Below are 15,142 nucleotides of genomic sequence, written 5' to 3'. Positions count from 1 at the left end.
GTGCGGGCCCTACCGGGGTGGGCCCGCACGGCGGGGGACCCGGGGCGGTACGGCCGCCCCGGCACCCAACGGCTCAACCCCGCACCGGCTCCCGCTCGGACTCGGACTCCTGCTCCGGCTCCCGCTCGGACTCGGGGCCCGGCTCCGGCTCCGGCTCGGACTCGGGGTCCGGCCCCGGCTCCCCGCGTACGGATCCCGCGCCCCGTGCCTCGGCGAACGCGAGCCCGGCGACCGAGCCGAGCATGAGCGACGTACCGACGACCGTCGCCGCGGTCAGGTGCTCGCCGAGCAGCGTGACGGCGAGCAACGCGGCACTCACCGGTTCGAGGAGCATGACCACGGAGACGGTGGCCGAACGGACGACAGCCGCGCCCGCGAAGTACAGCGCGTACGCGAGCGCCGTCGGCACGGCGGCGACGAACGCCACCAGCACGGCGACCCGTACGGGGTCGTCGGTGTGCGGGACCAGACCTTCCACCAGAGCGAACGGCAGCAGGCACACGGCCGTGACGGCGAACGCCCCCACGGTCGTGGCCGAGGCGTCGGTACCACCGGAGCGCCCCCATCGGCGGGTCAGCACCGTCATGGCCGAGTACCCGGCGGCGGACACGAGGGCGAGCCCCACGCCCGCCGGCCGGACCGTGACGCCTCCGCCGCCGAGCACCAGGACCACGAGCCCGGCGAGCGCCCCCACGACGGCGGCGCGCCCGCCGCGGCCCAGTCGCTCCCCCATGGTCAGCCGCGCGCCGAGCGCGATGAGCACGGGTCCGGAGCCGAGGGTGACGACGGTGGCCACCGCGAGTCCGGTGGACCCGACGGCGGCGAAGTAGGCGGTCTGGAAGACCGCGAGCCCCAGCCCCGTCGCCCCGGTCCGCAGCAGCACCGTGCGGCGGCGGGGCGCTCGGCCACGTACCGGCGGTCGCCTCGGGCGGCACGCGGGCGGCGCAGGGACCGCGCGGCGAGCAGCAGGGCGAGGCCGCAGGCGCAGCGCCAGAAGGACAGGGCGACGGGGCCCATGTCGCCGGCCCGGAAGACGAGCGAGGCGGCCGCGCCCGCAGTGCCCCAGGCGACACCGGCGACGACCAGATAGAACAGGCCTCGCCCGACGGGCAGGCCTGCGACGGAATTCGACACGTGTGCTCTCCGCAACTGCGCAGATGTTCGGGAAGGGACCACGTCGCAGTCCGCGGGACGACGCCTCGGCGGTCGGGGGGGCACCGCAAGGGGACGGCCTCGGCGGCCCCGCGCGGGCGACCGGCCCGGCGGCGGCCACGCCGGGCGCGACCCGACCGGTCCGGTGGCCGCTACGGCGACCGGACCGCGCGAGGCGCACCGCCCGGCGACCGCCCCGAGGCTTCGGACCGCTCGGACGTCACGGCCGCTTCGGCCGCCGCCGTCATCCCCGCCGTCATCCCCACCGTCGCGGTCCGCCGCGGCCGTCCCGACCGGGTGGCCGGGTGCGCGTGGACGCGTCGGCCGGGCACGAGGGCGACTCGGGCGACTTGACCGCCGGGGCACCGTCACCGCCGGGGCGCGAAGGGTCCTCGGACTCGTACGCGGGCAGCACCGGTCCGCCGGGCGGCCCCGCGGAGTCCCGGTGGCCCGACTCAGACCGCCGGAGGCGGAAGGACCAGCACGTGCGGATGCATGACCGGCACCCTAGACGGCGGTGCCACGCGCGGTCAGTTCCTTTTCCTCGCCGCCCCCGCCCGCCCCGACCGCTTCCCCGGTGCCGCCCGCCACCGGCGAGTTCGGCTTCCCGGACGGCGTGGACGACTGCGCGATGAACGCTCCGAGGAGTACGACCCCGCCGCCGATGATCTGCGGCGCGGACAGGTGCTCGCCGAGCAGCACCCAGGCGAGCACGGTCGCGATGACCGCCTCCAGGCAGGCCACGACGCCCGCGACCTGCGGGGACAGCCTGCGCACCGACAACACCCCGGTGACGTACGCGACGACGGTGGCGACGAGCACGATCCAGCCGATCAGCAGTGAGGCCGCGACGGAGGTTCCGTCCAGGTCGGCGTTCCCGCCGAGGACCGACCAGTCCATCCCCCACGGCCGCGCGACCGCCGTCAGGACGAGCGCGCCGACGAGCAGTCCGTACGCGATGACCCCCAGCGGGTCCGGCGCCTCGTCCCCCGCGTCCCCGCCCTGGTCGGCCAGGACGAAGTAGCCGACCTGGCAGCAGGCGGCGCCGAGCGCGAGCAGCAGGCCGACGGCGTCGAAGCTCAGCCCCGACCACACCTCGACGACACTGGCGAGGCCGCCCACGGCCAGGACGACACCCAGCGCCGCCGCCCGGGTCACCGGCCGCCGCTGCACGAACCGCACCCACCCGAGGACGAGCGCGGGCGCCAGGTACTCGACGAGCAGCGCCACCCCGACGGGAATCCGCGAGATCGACGCGAAGTAGAAGGCCTGGACACCGGCCACGGCGAGCAGGCCGAACCCCGCGAGCAGTGCGGGGCGCTCGCGCACCAGGCGCCGGTGGCGCACGGCCAGCGGCAGCATCACCAGGGCGGCACCGGCCACACGCAGCCACACCACGTGCAGCGGGTCGAGTCCCGCCTCGATCAGCGGCTTGGCCGCGACACCGGAGCCACCGAAGGCGACCGCCGACCCGAGCGCGAGACCCAGCCCGACGCCCCGCCCCCGGTGGAGCTGACTGCTTTCAGACGTATGCACCGGCACATGATGACAGGCGACGACATGAGCGTCATCCCCAATGACACCTGTCTCGACGACTGGACGTCCCGCCCCTGCCGTACGCCCCGGATCGCGCCCACCCCGCGACACCCCGGACGCCGGATCCCCGTCCCCGGACCCCGGACCCCGGACCCCGGACCCCGGACCCCGGACCCCAGCAGGAGATCCTCCCGGCGAGCACGACACCCAGTCACCTCCACGCACGACCCCACCACGCGAGCACCCGACCAACATCCCTTCACCGAAGGCCACTTGGGCGGACCGGGCCGCATCCCGACGGCGTCACCCAATTGTTATGGCGGATGACAAATTCTGGCTACACACCCCTGGCGCCCGCGCTCGACCGCGCCGTAAGTTCCCGCTCACAACATTCAACCGGGCGGATCACCCGAGAACCGGCAATTCCTCCGAGAGTGTTCCCCTCTCCCCCCTCAACACCCTCGCGCGTCCGGATGTCCGGCCGTAACACCAGAAAGGACCCTGCCCATGCGCAAGGGACTCCTCCTCATCGCCGCGGCAGTAACCCTGAGCACGTCGCTCACCGCCTGCGGCGGCGACTCGGCGGACGACGACAGCTCCGGCTCCGACGCCAAGAAGGCGAAGATCGGCGTCATCCTCCCGGACAGCAAGTCGTCGGCACGCTGGGAGACCGCGGACCGCAAGTACCTGTCCGAGGCCTTCAAGGCGGCGGGCGTCGACTACGACATCCAGAACGCACAGGGCGACAAGCAGCAGTTCCAGACCATCGCGGACCAGATGATCACCAGCGGCGTCAACGTCCTGGTGATCGTGAACCTGGACAGCGGAACCGGCAAGGCCGTCCTGGACAAGGCCAAGTCGCAGGGCGTGGCCACCATCGACTACGACCGGCTCACGCTCGGCGGCTCCGCCCAGTACTACGTGAGCTTCGACAACAACGCGGTCGGCAAACTGCAGGGCGAGGGCCTGAGCAAGTGCCTGAGCGACATGAAGGCGAAGAAGCCGATCGTCGCCACCCTCAACGGCTCCCCGACCGACAACAACGCCACCCTCTTCGCCGAGGGCTACAACGGCGTCCTCGACCCGAAGTACGCGGCCGGGGAGTACGTCAAGGGTCCCGACCAGTCCGTCCCCGACTGGGACAACGCCCAAGCAGGCACGGTCTTCGAGCAGATGCTCACCAGCGAGCCGAAGATCGGCGGTGTGCTCGCCGCCAACGACGGCCTCGGCAACGCGGCGATCGCGGTGCTGCGCAAGCAGAACCGCAACGGCGAGGTGCCGGTCACGGGCCAGGACGCCACCGTGCAGGGCCTGCAGAACATCCTGGCGGGCGACCAGTGCATGACCGTCTACAAGGCCGTCAAGAAGGAGGCCGACGCCACCGCCGCACTCGCCGTGTCCCTCGCCAAGGGCCAGAAGGGCAAGACCAACGCGACCGTGGAGGACCCCGAGGGCAAGCGGAAGGTGGCGTCCGTACTGGAGACACCGGTGGCCATCTACAAGGACAACGTCAAGGACGTGGTCGCCGACGGCTTCGTCACCAAGGACGAACTGTGCAAGGGCAAGTTCGCCGAGCTCTGCGCCGAGGCCGGCGTCAACTAGCCCTCCCTGCGCTCCGGCCGGCCCAGCCGCCGGCCCGACGAGCCCTTCGCGGGCCCCGGGACGCACGGCCTCCCGGGGCCCGTGACCTCACCACAGTAAGGAGCCGTCTTCCATGACAGCGACCCCGATCCTTCGACTGCGGGGGATCGAGAAGAGTTTCGGCCCTGTGCAGGTGCTCCACGACGTGGCCTTCGATGTCCATCCCGGGGAGGTGACCGCCCTCGTCGGCGACAACGGGGCGGGCAAGTCCACCCTGGTGAAGTGCATCGGCGGAATCCACCCGTTCGACGGCGGCGAGTACTGGTTCGAGGGAGAGCGGGTCCAGGTCCACAGTCCGCGCGACGCCGCCGCGATGGGGGTCGAGATCGTCTACCAGGACCTGGCCCTGTGCGACAACCTGGACATCGTCCAGAACATGTTCCTGGGCCGGGAGAAGCGCCGCGGACTCGTCCTGGACGACGCGACGATGGAGGAGATGGCCGCGAGGACCCTGGAAGGGCTCTCGGTGCGGACCGTCAAGTCCATCCGCCAGCAGGTCTCCAGCCTGTCCGGTGGCCAGCGGCAGACCGTGGCCATCGCCAAGGCCGTGCTGTGGAACAGCAAGGTCGTGGTCCTCGACGAGCCCACCGCGGCGCTCGGTGTGGCGCAGACCGCGCAAGTCCTCGAACTGGTGCGGCGGCTCGCCGACAACGGCCTCGCCGTGGTCCTGATCTCGCACAACATGAACGACGTCTTCGCGGTGTCCGACCGGATCGCCGCCCTGTACCTGGGCCGGATGGCCGCCCAGGTCAAGGCCTCGGACGTGACGCACTCCCAGATCGTCGAGCTGATCACCTCGGGCCGCAGCGGAGACCTCGGCCTCGTACACACCAACGGAGCCACCCCATGAGCGCAGCCGTCGCCCCCGAGAAGCCCGAAAGGCCCGAGGAGCCCGAGCGGCCCGGCGTCCCGCACAAGCGCGCCACGGCCGGAACGGCGAGTCTGCGCTCGGTCGGCCGCGACTACGTCGCGCGCCTGCGCGGCGGCGAGTTGGGCGCGCTGCCCGCAGTCCTCGGCCTGGTCGTGCTCTGCGTCTTCTTCGCCTCCCTGCGCCCGGTCTTCCTGTCCGAGCTGAACTTCGCCAACCTGCTCACCCAGGGCACGGGCAGCATCGCCATAGCCATGGGACTGGTCTTCGTCCTCCTCCTCGGCGAGATCGACCTGTCCGCCGGGTACGCGAGCGGGGTCTGCGCCGCCGTTCTCGCGATCCTCCTCACCGACCACGGCTGGCCCTGGTACGGCGCGGTCGGAGCGGCGATCCTCACCGGCACGTTCATCGGCCTGGTACTCGGACTGCTGGTGGCGAAGGTCGGCATTCCGTCCTTCGTCGTCACACTGGCCGCCTTCCTGGCCTTCCAGGGCGTCGTGCTGATGCTGCTGAAGGAGGGGACCAACATCTCCATCCGCGACGAGACGATCCTGGCCGTCGCGAACGACAACCTCTCCCCCGCGCTCGGTTGGGCGCTGCTGGCGACCGGCGTCACGGCCTACGCGGCGGTACAGCTCCGGCAGAACCGCAACCGCGGCAGGCGGGGGCTCGCCACCGCTCCGCCCGCCCTGCTCGCCGTCAGGATCGGCGGTCTCGCGGTGCTCGGCTCGATCGCCGTCCACCTGCTCAACCGGGAGCGCAGCCGCAACATCATCGTGGACTCGCTCAAGGGCGTGCCGATCGTGGTTCCGGTCATCGCCGTCCTGCTCGTCGCCGGCACGTTCGTACTCCAACGCACGTCCTTCGGACTGCACATCTACGCGGTGGGGGGCAACGCGGAGGCCGCCCGGCGGGCGGGCATCAACGTGGCGGCCATCCGTGTCTCCGCGTTCGTCATCTGCTCGTCCCTGGCCGCGGTCGGCGGCATCGTCGCCGCGTCCCGCGGCAACTCGGTCGACCCCAACACGGGCGGCAGCAATGTCCTGCTGCTGGCCGTCGGGGCAGCGGTGATCGGCGGTACGAGCCTGTTCGGCGGCCGGGGCCGGGTCATGGACGCGGTGCTCGGCGGCATGGTGGTGGCGGTCATCCAGAACGGCATGGGCCTCATGGGCTACAGCTCAGGGGTCAAGTACGCTGTCACGGGTTCGGTTCTGCTGGTGGCCGCGGGCGTGGACGCGTTGTCCCGTCGCCGGGCCGTACGACGATGAGGTCGAGGCGTCATGAAAGCCGGTCCCTCGCAGGAGGAGATCCGCCGGCACAATCTCGGCACGCTGCTCCGCCATGTGCACCTCGGCGGCTCCACCTCACGGGCCGTACTGGCCGACCGCATGGGCCTCAACCGCAGCACGATCCTGGGCCTGGTCAGCGAACTGTCCTCGGCCGGCCTCATTCGTGAGGAGCTCCCCCAGGACACCGGCAGGGCGGGGCGTCCGTCCCTCGTCGTCCGGCCCGAGTCCGACCGGGTGTACGTCCTCGCCTTCGACGTGGGCGTTGACCGCCTGGCCGCCGCGCGGATCGGTCTCGGCGGGGTCTTCCTCGGCCGGCGGGAGACCCCCTGGCCGCGCGGTGGCTTCGACTCCGGCGAGGTGGCCGACGTCCTCGCCGGTTTCGCTCGGCAGCTGATGGACACCGCCCGGGACGGCACCCTGTGCGTCGGCCTGGGTGCCGCGGTCCGCGGTCTGGTGCGGCGGTCCGACGGTGTGGTCCGCTCCGCCGCCCACATCGGCTGGAAGGAGGAGGAGTTCGGCGAGGACCTCACCCGCCGGCTGGGCCTCGGCCTGCCCGTCTCGGTCGAGAACGAGGCCAACCTCGGGGCCGTCGCCGAGCACCTGCGCGGCGCGGGCACCGGCTGCCAGGACCTGCTGTACCTGCACGGCGACATCGGCATCGGCGGAGGCATCATCGCCGGCGGGCAACTGCTCGGCGGGGACGGCGGTTACGGCGGCGAGATCGGCCACATGGTCGTCAACCCGCGGGGCGGCAGACCCTGCGGGTGCGGGGCGCGCGGCTGTCTGGAGTCCGAGGCCGGTGAGCGCGCGCTGCTCCAGGCCGCCCGGCGCGATCCCTCGGCCACCGGCCGGGACGCCGTGCGCGCCGTCGTCGAGGCGGCCGACCGGGGCGACATCAGCGCCCGCGCCGCGCTGCACGACGTCGGTGACTGGCTCGGCATCGCCGTCGGCGGCCTGGTCAACATCCTCAACCCGCGGACCGTGATCTTCGGCGGCACGCTCCGCGAGGTGTTCCTCGGCTCGGCCGCGCAGATCCGGAGCCGTATCAACAGCCACGCCCTCGGTGCCGCCCGGGAGCACCTCCGGCTGCGCGTCGGGGAACTCGGCGACGACGCGGTGCTGGTCGGAGCCGCCGAACTCGCCTTCTCCGAGATCCTGGTCGGCCCGCTGGAGACGCTGGCCCGCACCGGCGCGTAGCGGGCGGGTCCACGGGTACGGGCTCATCCCCGCCGGCGGCCCCCAAGCACCCCGGAACTCCTGGAACCGGCCGGTCGGCCCGCTCCCCCGGCCCGGGCCCTCCGCCCTCCCCAGACTCCCGGCGACTCCCGGCGGCTCCCGGCCCACAGACTCCGGGCCCGCGACTCCGGTCCCCACACTCCGAGTCCCCTGATTCCGGGCCTCCCGACTCCGGGCCTCCTGACTCCGGGCCTCCTGACTCCGGGCCTCCTGACTCAGGGCCCGCTGCCTCAGGGGCAGCCCTCTGGCTCAGGGGCCCTGCCCGTCCGCGCCCTCGTCCGCTCAGCCCGCGTCACCGGCCGGCTCCGCGCCCCGGGCCCGCGGGCCGGAGGACCCCTGCCCGGCGACACCGCGCTCCGCCGCGCCCTCGGCCCCCACCGCCTCGTCCACCAGCACCGGCAGGACCAGCGGCACGGGCAGCACGGGCGCGTCGACACCCGTGCGCCTCAGCACCTCGACCGCCCGCGACGCGGGCTCGGCCACGATCGCCGCGAGCAGGTCGACCGGGCCTGCGAGCCCGGCGCCCCGCCCGACAGCGCGCACGTGGGCCGCCTCCAGCGCGGCGGCGGCCACCGGCGACCAGCCCTCCCCGACCACCGCCGGCACCGCGCCCGAGTCCTCGACGGTGCTCTGCCAGCGCAGGCCGTAGCCGATGCTGCGCTGCACGAGGTACCCCAGCAGCCGGGCGACCTGCGGACCGCCGCCGAAGGCCGCCCGCACCTCGGGGTCGGACTCCAGGAGCGTGTGCAGGAGATGCGCCGTGTCGATCTGCCGGTCCCCGTCCCGCAGGGCCCTTCTGCGCGCGCCTGCGACCACCGCTGCCGACTCCGCGTCGAGGCGGCCCTCGATGTCCACGCGAAGGGCCACGCCCTCCGCGCTCTGCTGGTGGGGAATACGGGATCGCACACCCCCACCCCATCAACCACGGGACGCCACGTCATCCCCGCCGGGAAGCATTCCCCCGTCCCACGGAGGGTGGGCATCACCGCGCGGCCCTCCTCCTCACGGATGAGATCGGGCCGTTTCCGCCCGCCCGGGCGCGCGCCGCCTTGCCCCGCGCCCGGGCGCAACCGCGGCGATCCCGGGTTCGTCCACAGGAGCATGGGGAGCGGGTGCTGGCTGGTGGCCCTGCCGGCGATCGACGGCAGACAGTACGTGTACCGCGTCCACGCTCCCGAGGACGCCCTCCCCGCCGATCTGTTCTGGGATGCCTGGCACTGCCACGACGAGGGTCCGTTCCCGCGGGCCTGCGACCTGTTCGACGTGGCGGTGATACGCAGGGTCGGCTGAGCCGGCCGCCCGCGCGACGCCGACCGCCTTGCCATTCGCACTTTCTGACAGTTCATCAGTATTGAATGTTGACGACCCTGCGGCTACCTTCCGCGACACCGTAGCCAGCTGCGCCCGGCGCAGCACCCGAGTCGAGGGGTGGTCGCATGGCCGAAGTCAGCGCGGAAGCACGGATCGAGGCACCGGCCGAGAAGGTCTGGGACCGACTCACGGACTTCTCCTCGTACGGGGAGTGGAACTCCACCCACACCAGCTTCCCGAAGGGCGGCCCCCAGAAGCTCGAGGTCGGCGGCACCTTCGAGGAGAACATGAGGCTGATGGGCTTCCCGGCCGAGGTGAACTGGACGATCGAGGAGTTGGAGACCGCGCGCACACTGGCGATCCGCGGCAAGGGCCCGATGGCCGTCGTCGTCTCCACGCGGTACACGCTGATCCCGGAGGGCGACGCCACCACGGTCCGGATCGACGGCGAGTTCACGGGTGCGGCCGTCTCGTTGATGGCGGGCAAACTCAAGGACTCGGCGACGGCGGCGCTCCACGAGTCGCTGCGCAAGCTCGGCGGACTGGTGACCTGAGCCCGCCCCCGGCCCGGTCGCCCGCCCGGGCACGAGCACGGTCGCGGCCGGCCGGACCACCCGCGGCGACCGCCCGCGCGACGGAACCCGCGAAGCCCGTCCCCCGGACGCGACACACGTGAAGGGGGGTACTCCGCAAGCGGAATACCCCCCGGTCGGCCCCCGCCCAGGAGCCATCAGTCCTCGTCGGCGAGGATCAGGTACAGCTTCTTCCGGGCGTCGTTGATCACGGACAGCGCCTTCTCCCGCTGCTCCTTGCTGCCGGTCTTCCAGACCTGGCCGAACGCCTCCATCAGACCGAAGCCGGCCTGCCGGATGTCGCTCAGCGCCTCCCAGTCGACCCCGCGCCCGGCGTCCTCCCAGGGCGCGTCGGGCCCCTCGTCGGCCGCCGCGCGACCGTCGTCGGTGAGCGAGAACAGCTTCTTGCCCCCGTCGGTCGCGCTGCTGATCAGGCCTTCGTCCTCCAGCAGTTGAAGCGTCGGGTACACCGAGCCCGGGCTGGGCTTCCACGCCCCGCCACTGCGCTCGGCGATCTCCTGGATCATCTCGTAGCCGTGCATGGGCCGGTCCTTGAGCAGAGCCAGGATCGACGCGCGTACGTCACCGCGCCGCGCCCTGCCCCGCGGTCCGCCCCGGCCGCCGCGCCCGCCGCCCCAGGGCCCGGGGCCGAAGCCGGGACCACCGAAGCCGGGCCCGAAGGGGCCGAAGGCGGCACGCCGCCCCTCGAAGCCGCCCCGACCGGGGTGGCCGGGACCGCCGCGTCCACGTCCTTGACCGGGTCCGAAGCCCGGTCCGTATTCCTCTCCATGGGAACGCATCGCAATCACTCCATCCATCGTTGATCTGTCGCGATGCGTCAACGATATATCGGAATAGCTCGCCCGACAACCCCTGGCCCTGCCTGGTCCGGTGACTTGCCTCATCGCAGCCGGGGCGCGTCCCAGCGAAGCCGGGTCGCCGACGGCTTCTCTCGGTGGAGATGGGCCACCGCCCCATCCATCTCGCCGAAGGTGATCGGGCCGGCGGGATCGGCGACGGATGGAGAACACTTCGCCAGGTGATCGTGATGCAGCCCGTCCTGGAGATGAACACCCCTGATGGCTTCGACCTCTGGCCTGTCGCCGAGACCGAGCAGTTCCGCTTCCTGCCGCTCAGCGGCAGGCTCTCACCCGCCGAGATCGGGACGGCGCTCATGCGTATCGCCGCTTGCAACGACGTGGACCCCGCGGACGACGACGACCTCCCACCGCGGCCGGCCGAGCCTCTCAGCGGCTTCCTCCACGGACTGCTGAACCTCGACAGCCCTTACGCGGCGGGCGGCCTGCGCGTCACGGACAACTCCACGGGCATCTCCTTCCCGCCCGGCTGCTGCGACGGACTGGAGGACTGGCACGACTGGTACCAGGTCGTCGACGGCAGCGGCGTAGTCGGGTACGGCCACGATCCGGAGCCGTCGCTGGCCGAGCGGCTCGGGGATACCGTCCGCCTCACCGTCGACACCGACCGGGACGACAGTCCCATGATCGAGCTGTCGGTCGCCGAGCTCCGCCATCTGCTCGCCGGCGCCGAGCGCGACCTGACCGAGTTCCTCGCGGCAGCAACGGACTGGATTGCCGAGCACCTGCCTGACCACTCCGCTCCTCTGACCGCCGCCCTTGCCCGCGTTCTCGCCCTGCCCGCGCCGGGCATACCGCCAACGCCACTCGGTTCCGAACGGGCGTGAACACCGTCTTGCGCATGTCCCGGACGCCCTGGCCAGCCGCGCGTGGCACGCGTCCGGGTCGGCTGCGTGGGTCCACGCGACCCGGATTGGCCTTGGCCCGGACCGCCGGCCGGCGCCTACCGTCTGGCCCATGCGGATTCGAATCGTCGACGCCTTCACCGACCGCCCCTTCGCCGGGAACCCGGCCGGGGTCCTGCTGCTCGAAGCCTCGACGTCCTTCCCGGACGACACCTGGCTCCAGAACGTGGCGCTGGAGGTCAACCACGCCGAGACGGCGTTCGCCCACCCCCTCCCGGCGGGCGGCGGGGCGGACTGGGCGCTGCGCTGGTTCACCCCGGTCGCCGAGGTGGCGATGTGCGGCCACGCGACGCTCGCCACCGCCCACGTGCTGGCCGGCACGGGGAAGGCCGACGGGCCCGTACGGTTCGCCACGCGGAGCGGGGTGCTCGTCGCGACGACGCACGACGACGGGTCCATCACGCTGGACTTCCCGACCGCCCCGCTGACCGCCGTCCCGGTGCCGCCGGGCCTCGCCGGGGCGCTGGGCGCCGAGCCGCTCAGCACGTACGACACCGGACCGAACGTCGGCGACCTGCTGGTCGAACTCGCCGATGAGGGAACGGTGCTGGGCCTCGCGCCCGACCTCCGGTCGCTCGCCCGCCACTCCGAGCGGGGCGTCATCGCCACGGCCCGCGCGGGGGACCCGTCCCGCGGCCACGACTTCGTCTCACGCTGCTTCTTCCCGAACGTCGGCATCGCGGAGGACCCCGTCACGGGGAGCGCCCACACGGCCTTGGCGCCCTTCTGGTCCGAGCGCCTGGGCCGCGACGAACTGACCGGGCTCCAGGCCTCGGCCCGCTCCGGGCTCGTCCGCACCGCGCTCCGCGGCGACCGCACACTGCTCACGGGCCGCGCGGTCACCGTCATCGACGGCGAACTCCTGGCGTAGCGGCCCGGGCCGTCCCGTACGCCGCTCGGGACCGCGGTGGTCCCGGTCGCCGCACGCCACGTACAGGGGCCCGTACGCGTGACCGCCCGGCACCCCGGCCGGTCACCGGCCTCACGCCGTGGGCAGCCAGTCCACCTTCCCCGCCAGCAGCCCGTACCCGACGAACGCCCCGATGTCGAGCAGCGAGTGCGCGACCACCAGCGGTCCCACCCGGCCCCAACGGCGGTAAAGGTAGACGAAGACGACGCCCATCACCATGTTCCCGATGAACCCGCCGATGCCCTGGTACAGGTGGTAGGAGCCGCGCAGCACCGAACTCGCGATCAGCGCCGCCATCGGGGTCCAGCCCAACTGCCCCAGGCGGCGCAGCAGATAGCCGACGACGATGACCTCCTCCACCACCGAGTTCTGGAGGGCCGAGAGGATCAGCACCGGATACTTCCACCACACGTCGGGCAGCGCCTCGGGCACGACCGTGAGGTTGAAGCCGATCCCCCTGGCCGCCAGGTAGAAGGCGATGCCCGAACTGCCGATCACCGCGGCGATCGCGGCACCCCGCGCGAGGTCGAACCACGGCCGGGTCCGGTCGAAGCCGATCGTGCGCAGCCCGGCCCGCTCACGCAGCAGGAGGTGCGCGACCAGGGCCACCGGCACCAGCGCGGACGCGATCCCGAACAGCTGCCACGCCAGGTCGAGCCAGGGGCGGCCCGGCGCGGCCGACGCGTTGAGCGTCGCCGCCTGGTCCTTGAGACCGCCGGGCCGGGTCACCGACCCGACGAAGCTGATCAGCGCGGAGACCCCGCTCGCGCCGAGCGACAGCGCGAGGACGAGCAGCGTCTCGTCGCGAAGGATCCGCCGCGTCAACCGCTCCTCGGGAAAAGAACCGTCCCCCGCCAACGTCTCCGCCTGCACCCCAGCCTCCAGTTGAGTAATCCCGCCTCATCCCCATGCCGGTCCCGCTAGGGTCTCGAAAGCAGTTGCGAAGACCGTGCGCGACAGGCCGTCGGTAGACGGACGCCCTGAGGACGACCTCCCTGTGCGCCACGCCACCAGGCCCTTTCACGGCTCCAGCGGCTTCAGGCTCGACCAGGGAGAGGCACCACCGCCATGGGACGTCACAGCTTGCCCGACGGGTTGCGGTCGGGTGCCACCGGCCCCCGCCGACGCGCGCGACGCCGCCGTGCGGCGCTCGCGACCGCCCTCGCGCTCGCCGCAGCCGCGGGTGCCGTGGGCGCCGTACGGGGCGGCCTGCTCCCCTTCGGGTCGAACTGCTGGGACAACGCCGTGCGCATCCGGGTCGCCGCCGCCCCGGGCATCGCGCCCGCGCTGGAGGAGGCCGCCGAGTACGCCCGGGACAACGACGTGACGAGCGACGGCAGCTGCGTGGACGTCGACGTGACCGCGCGCGAGGCGTACGAGGTGACGGACGCCCTGCGGTCCGAGAAGCGGAAGGACGCCGCGTACGAGGCCTGGGTGCCGGACTCCACCGTATGGGTGAACCGCATCCTGTCGGACGACACCTCGATCCCCGTGACCCCGGCGGGCACGGTCGCCGCCTCGCCGGTCGGCGTCGCGATGGTGCCCTCGGCCGCGGAGTCCCTCGGCTGGCCGGGCAGGACGTACAGCTGGAGCGAGCTGGCCGGTGCGGCCACGGCGGGCGACCGGCTGCGGCTGGGCTCCGGCGATCCGACGCGCAGCGCGACCGGCCTGCTCGCGCTGACCCAGCTGGCCCACTCGGCCGACGGCGCCGAGGACGGCGACACCCGGACCGCGGCCACGGCGAAGGCGCTCTCGCAGCGGGCCTCCGCCACCGACGGACAGGTGCTGGACACCCTGCCGCGCGACCTCTCCGGCACCGAGCAGGGCGATCCGAAGCGCAACCAGGCGCTGATCCTCTCCGAGCAGGCCGCGTTCGCGTACAACGAGTCGGCGGACAGCGGCGACGCCCTCGACCTGTTCTATCCGAAGGACGGGGCGCCGCGCCTCGACTTCCCGTTCGCGCTGGTCGACGAGTCCTCGCTGAGTACGGACGAGAGCCGGGCCGCGCTGCGGTTCATGACCCTGCTCGGCGAGCGCGAGGGCCGGCGCATCCTGGAGTCGCACGGCTTCCGCACGGACGACGACGACGTCCCGGACCGGCTGATCGCGCAGGCGGGCGGCCGCGCGCCGCAGCCCTACGGCGAACTGCCCGCCGATCCGGTCGAGGACAAGGAGGTCGACGAGACGCTCGGCCTGTGGACGATCACCGTGCAGAGCGCGCGGTTCACCACCGTCGTCGACGTCTCCGCGTCCATGTCGAAGCCGGTGCCGGGCACGGACCGCTCCCGCATGGAGGTCACCAAGGGGGCACTGGTCCAGGCTCTCGGCTCCTTCACGTCCGAGGACGAGGTCGGGCTCTGGGAGTTCTCCCGGAGGCTCGACGGGTCGCGCGACTACCGCGTCCCCGTGCCCACCCGCCGGCTCGGCGCCTTCGTGGGCGACAGCAGCCAGCGGGAGAGGCTGTCGGCTGCCTTCCGCGCCCTGAAGCCCGTCCCGGACGGGGCGACGGGCCTGTACGACACCACCCTCGCGGCGTACCGGACGGCCACCGCCTCCTACACCAAGGGGAAGTTCAACGCCCTGGTGCTGCTGACCGACGGCGTGAACCAGGACCCCGGCAGCATGTCGCGCTCCGACCTGGTGGCCGAGCTGCGCAGACTCTCCGACCCCGAGCGGCCGGTGCCGCTGATCGCCATCGCCGTGGGCCCCGAGGCCGACCGCAAGGAGCTCTCCGAGATCGCCGGGGCGACCGGCGGTTCGGGTCACCTGGTCACCGATCCGTCGCAGATCCACTCGGTGATCCTCAAGGCGGTCGTGCGCGCGGGCAACCGCGACTGACCGCCG

The 15,142-nt window shown here is 72.8% G+C and carries 13 protein-coding genes and 1 pseudogene; 9 read left to right on the top strand and 5 right to left on the bottom strand.

What is annotated here, in order from left to right; all coding sequences use genetic code 11:
* Positions 1-73 precede the first annotated feature (73 nt).
* Together IE265_RS36510 and IE265_RS36505 are read right to left on the bottom strand one after the other, a co-directional pair.
* A pseudogene (locus IE265_RS36510) lies at positions 74-1,134 on the bottom strand (DMT family transporter).
* A gap of 525 nt (positions 1,135-1,659) precedes the next feature.
* Positions 1,660-2,694: an EamA family transporter gene (locus IE265_RS36505; protein WP_190040090.1), complete on the bottom strand. Its 1,035-nt coding sequence runs from the start codon at positions 2,692-2,694 to the stop codon at positions 1,660-1,662.
* Between the two features lie 501 nt (positions 2,695-3,195).
* Between IE265_RS36505 and IE265_RS36500 the strand changes: the two genes are divergently transcribed.
* The 4 genes from IE265_RS36500 (at position 3,196) to IE265_RS36485 (ending at position 7,683) form a co-directional block, all read left to right on the top strand.
* Positions 3,196-4,290: a sugar ABC transporter substrate-binding protein gene (locus tag IE265_RS36500; protein WP_190040089.1), complete on the top strand. Its 1,095-nt coding sequence runs from the start codon at positions 3,196-3,198 to the stop codon at positions 4,288-4,290.
* A 112-nt stretch (positions 4,291-4,402) separates the two neighbouring features.
* Entirely contained in the window at positions 4,403-5,179 is a 777-nt protein-coding gene (locus IE265_RS36495) for an ATP-binding cassette domain-containing protein (protein ID WP_190040088.1), read from the top strand.
* Positions 5,176-6,465, top strand: a complete 1,290-nt coding sequence (locus tag IE265_RS36490) for a sugar ABC transporter permease (RefSeq protein WP_190040087.1) — start codon at positions 5,176-5,178, stop codon at positions 6,463-6,465. The genes IE265_RS36495 and IE265_RS36490 overlap by 4 nt, the downstream gene beginning before the upstream one ends.
* Positions 6,466-6,477: 12 nt before the next feature.
* Positions 6,478-7,683 carry an ROK family protein gene (locus IE265_RS36485; protein ID WP_190040086.1) on the top strand — a complete coding sequence of 402 codons (1,206 nt, stop codon included), beginning with the start codon at positions 6,478-6,480 and terminating at the stop codon, positions 7,681-7,683.
* Positions 7,684-8,004: 321 nt separating this feature from the next.
* On the opposite strand, the gene IE265_RS36480 is transcribed toward IE265_RS36485, so the two are convergent.
* Complete coding sequence (locus IE265_RS36480) at positions 8,005-8,628, bottom strand: Clp protease N-terminal domain-containing protein (RefSeq protein WP_190040085.1); 624 nt, start codon at positions 8,626-8,628, stop codon at positions 8,005-8,007.
* Between the two features lie 195 nt (positions 8,629-8,823).
* Between IE265_RS36480 and IE265_RS36475 the strand changes: the two genes are divergently transcribed.
* Complete coding sequence (locus IE265_RS36475) at positions 8,824-9,012, top strand: hypothetical protein (RefSeq protein WP_190040084.1); 189 nt, start codon at positions 8,824-8,826, stop codon at positions 9,010-9,012.
* Between the two features lie 146 nt (positions 9,013-9,158).
* A complete protein-coding gene (locus IE265_RS36470) occupies positions 9,159-9,587 on the top strand; it encodes a type II toxin-antitoxin system Rv0910 family toxin (RefSeq protein WP_190040083.1) in 429 nt (142 codons plus the stop codon).
* A gap of 176 nt (positions 9,588-9,763) precedes the next feature.
* On the opposite strand, the gene IE265_RS36465 is transcribed toward IE265_RS36470, so the two are convergent.
* Positions 9,764-10,405 carry a PadR family transcriptional regulator gene (locus tag IE265_RS36465; RefSeq protein WP_190040082.1) on the bottom strand — a complete coding sequence of 214 codons (642 nt, stop codon included), beginning with the start codon at positions 10,403-10,405 and terminating at the stop codon, positions 9,764-9,766.
* Between the two features lie 248 nt (positions 10,406-10,653).
* Here IE265_RS36465 and IE265_RS36460 point away from each other — a divergent pair, with 248 nt between their 5' ends.
* Both IE265_RS36460 and IE265_RS36455 read left to right on the top strand, forming a co-directional pair.
* Positions 10,654-11,310 carry a hypothetical protein gene (locus tag IE265_RS36460; RefSeq protein ID WP_229916941.1) on the top strand — a complete coding sequence of 219 codons (657 nt, stop codon included), beginning with the start codon at positions 10,654-10,656 and terminating at the stop codon, positions 11,308-11,310.
* Between the two features lie 130 nt (positions 11,311-11,440).
* The gene (locus IE265_RS36455; protein WP_190040080.1) at positions 11,441-12,259 is read left to right on the top strand and encodes a PhzF family phenazine biosynthesis protein; all 819 of its coding nucleotides are present in this window, start codon (positions 11,441-11,443) and stop codon (positions 12,257-12,259) included.
* A 111-nt stretch (positions 12,260-12,370) separates the two neighbouring features.
* On the opposite strand, the gene IE265_RS36450 is transcribed toward IE265_RS36455, so the two are convergent.
* On the bottom strand, positions 12,371-13,171 hold the full coding sequence (locus IE265_RS36450) for a CPBP family intramembrane glutamic endopeptidase (RefSeq protein ID WP_190040079.1): 801 nt from the start codon (positions 13,169-13,171) through the stop codon (positions 12,371-12,373).
* Between the two features lie 195 nt (positions 13,172-13,366).
* On the opposite strand from IE265_RS36450, the gene IE265_RS36445 reads away from it, so the two are divergent.
* Positions 13,367-15,136, top strand: coding sequence for a substrate-binding and VWA domain-containing protein (locus tag IE265_RS36445; RefSeq protein WP_190040078.1), 1,770 nt, complete (start codon positions 13,367-13,369; stop codon positions 15,134-15,136).
* Positions 15,137-15,142: the final 6 nt, after the last annotated feature.

Source organism: Streptomyces fructofermentans, from assembly GCF_014651055.1.
GTDB lineage: Bacteria > Actinomycetota > Actinomycetes > Streptomycetales > Streptomycetaceae > Streptomyces > Streptomyces fructofermentans.
The sequence above is the reverse complement of the archived record's forward strand: the minus strand, read 5'-3'. Positions and strand labels throughout refer to the sequence as shown.

Excerpts from the sequence above, each read along its gene's own strand:
- IE265_RS36475 (WP_190040084.1), top strand. The coding sequence starts at position 8,824 with ATGGGGAGCGGGTGCTGGCTGGTGGCCCTGCCGGCGATCGACGGCAGA.
- IE265_RS36495 (WP_190040088.1), top strand. The coding sequence starts at position 4,403 with ATGACAGCGACCCCGATCCTTCGACTGCGGGGGATCGAGAAGAGTTTC.
- IE265_RS36470 (WP_190040083.1), top strand. The coding sequence starts at position 9,159 with ATGGCCGAAGTCAGCGCGGAAGCACGGATCGAGGCACCGGCCGAGAAG.
- IE265_RS36490 (WP_190040087.1), top strand. The coding sequence starts at position 5,176 with ATGAGCGCAGCCGTCGCCCCCGAGAAGCCCGAAAGGCCCGAGGAGCCC.
- IE265_RS36445 (WP_190040078.1), top strand. The coding sequence starts at position 13,367 with ATGGGACGTCACAGCTTGCCCGACGGGTTGCGGTCGGGTGCCACCGGC.
- IE265_RS36455 (WP_190040080.1), top strand. The coding sequence starts at position 11,441 with ATGCGGATTCGAATCGTCGACGCCTTCACCGACCGCCCCTTCGCCGGG.
- IE265_RS36500 (WP_190040089.1), top strand. The coding sequence starts at position 3,196 with ATGCGCAAGGGACTCCTCCTCATCGCCGCGGCAGTAACCCTGAGCACG.
- IE265_RS36485 (WP_190040086.1), top strand. The coding sequence starts at position 6,478 with ATGAAAGCCGGTCCCTCGCAGGAGGAGATCCGCCGGCACAATCTCGGC.
- IE265_RS36465 (WP_190040082.1), bottom strand. The coding sequence starts at position 10,405 with ATGCGTTCCCATGGAGAGGAATACGGACCGGGCTTCGGACCCGGTCAA.
- IE265_RS36460 (WP_229916941.1), top strand. The coding sequence starts at position 10,654 with ATGCAGCCCGTCCTGGAGATGAACACCCCTGATGGCTTCGACCTCTGG.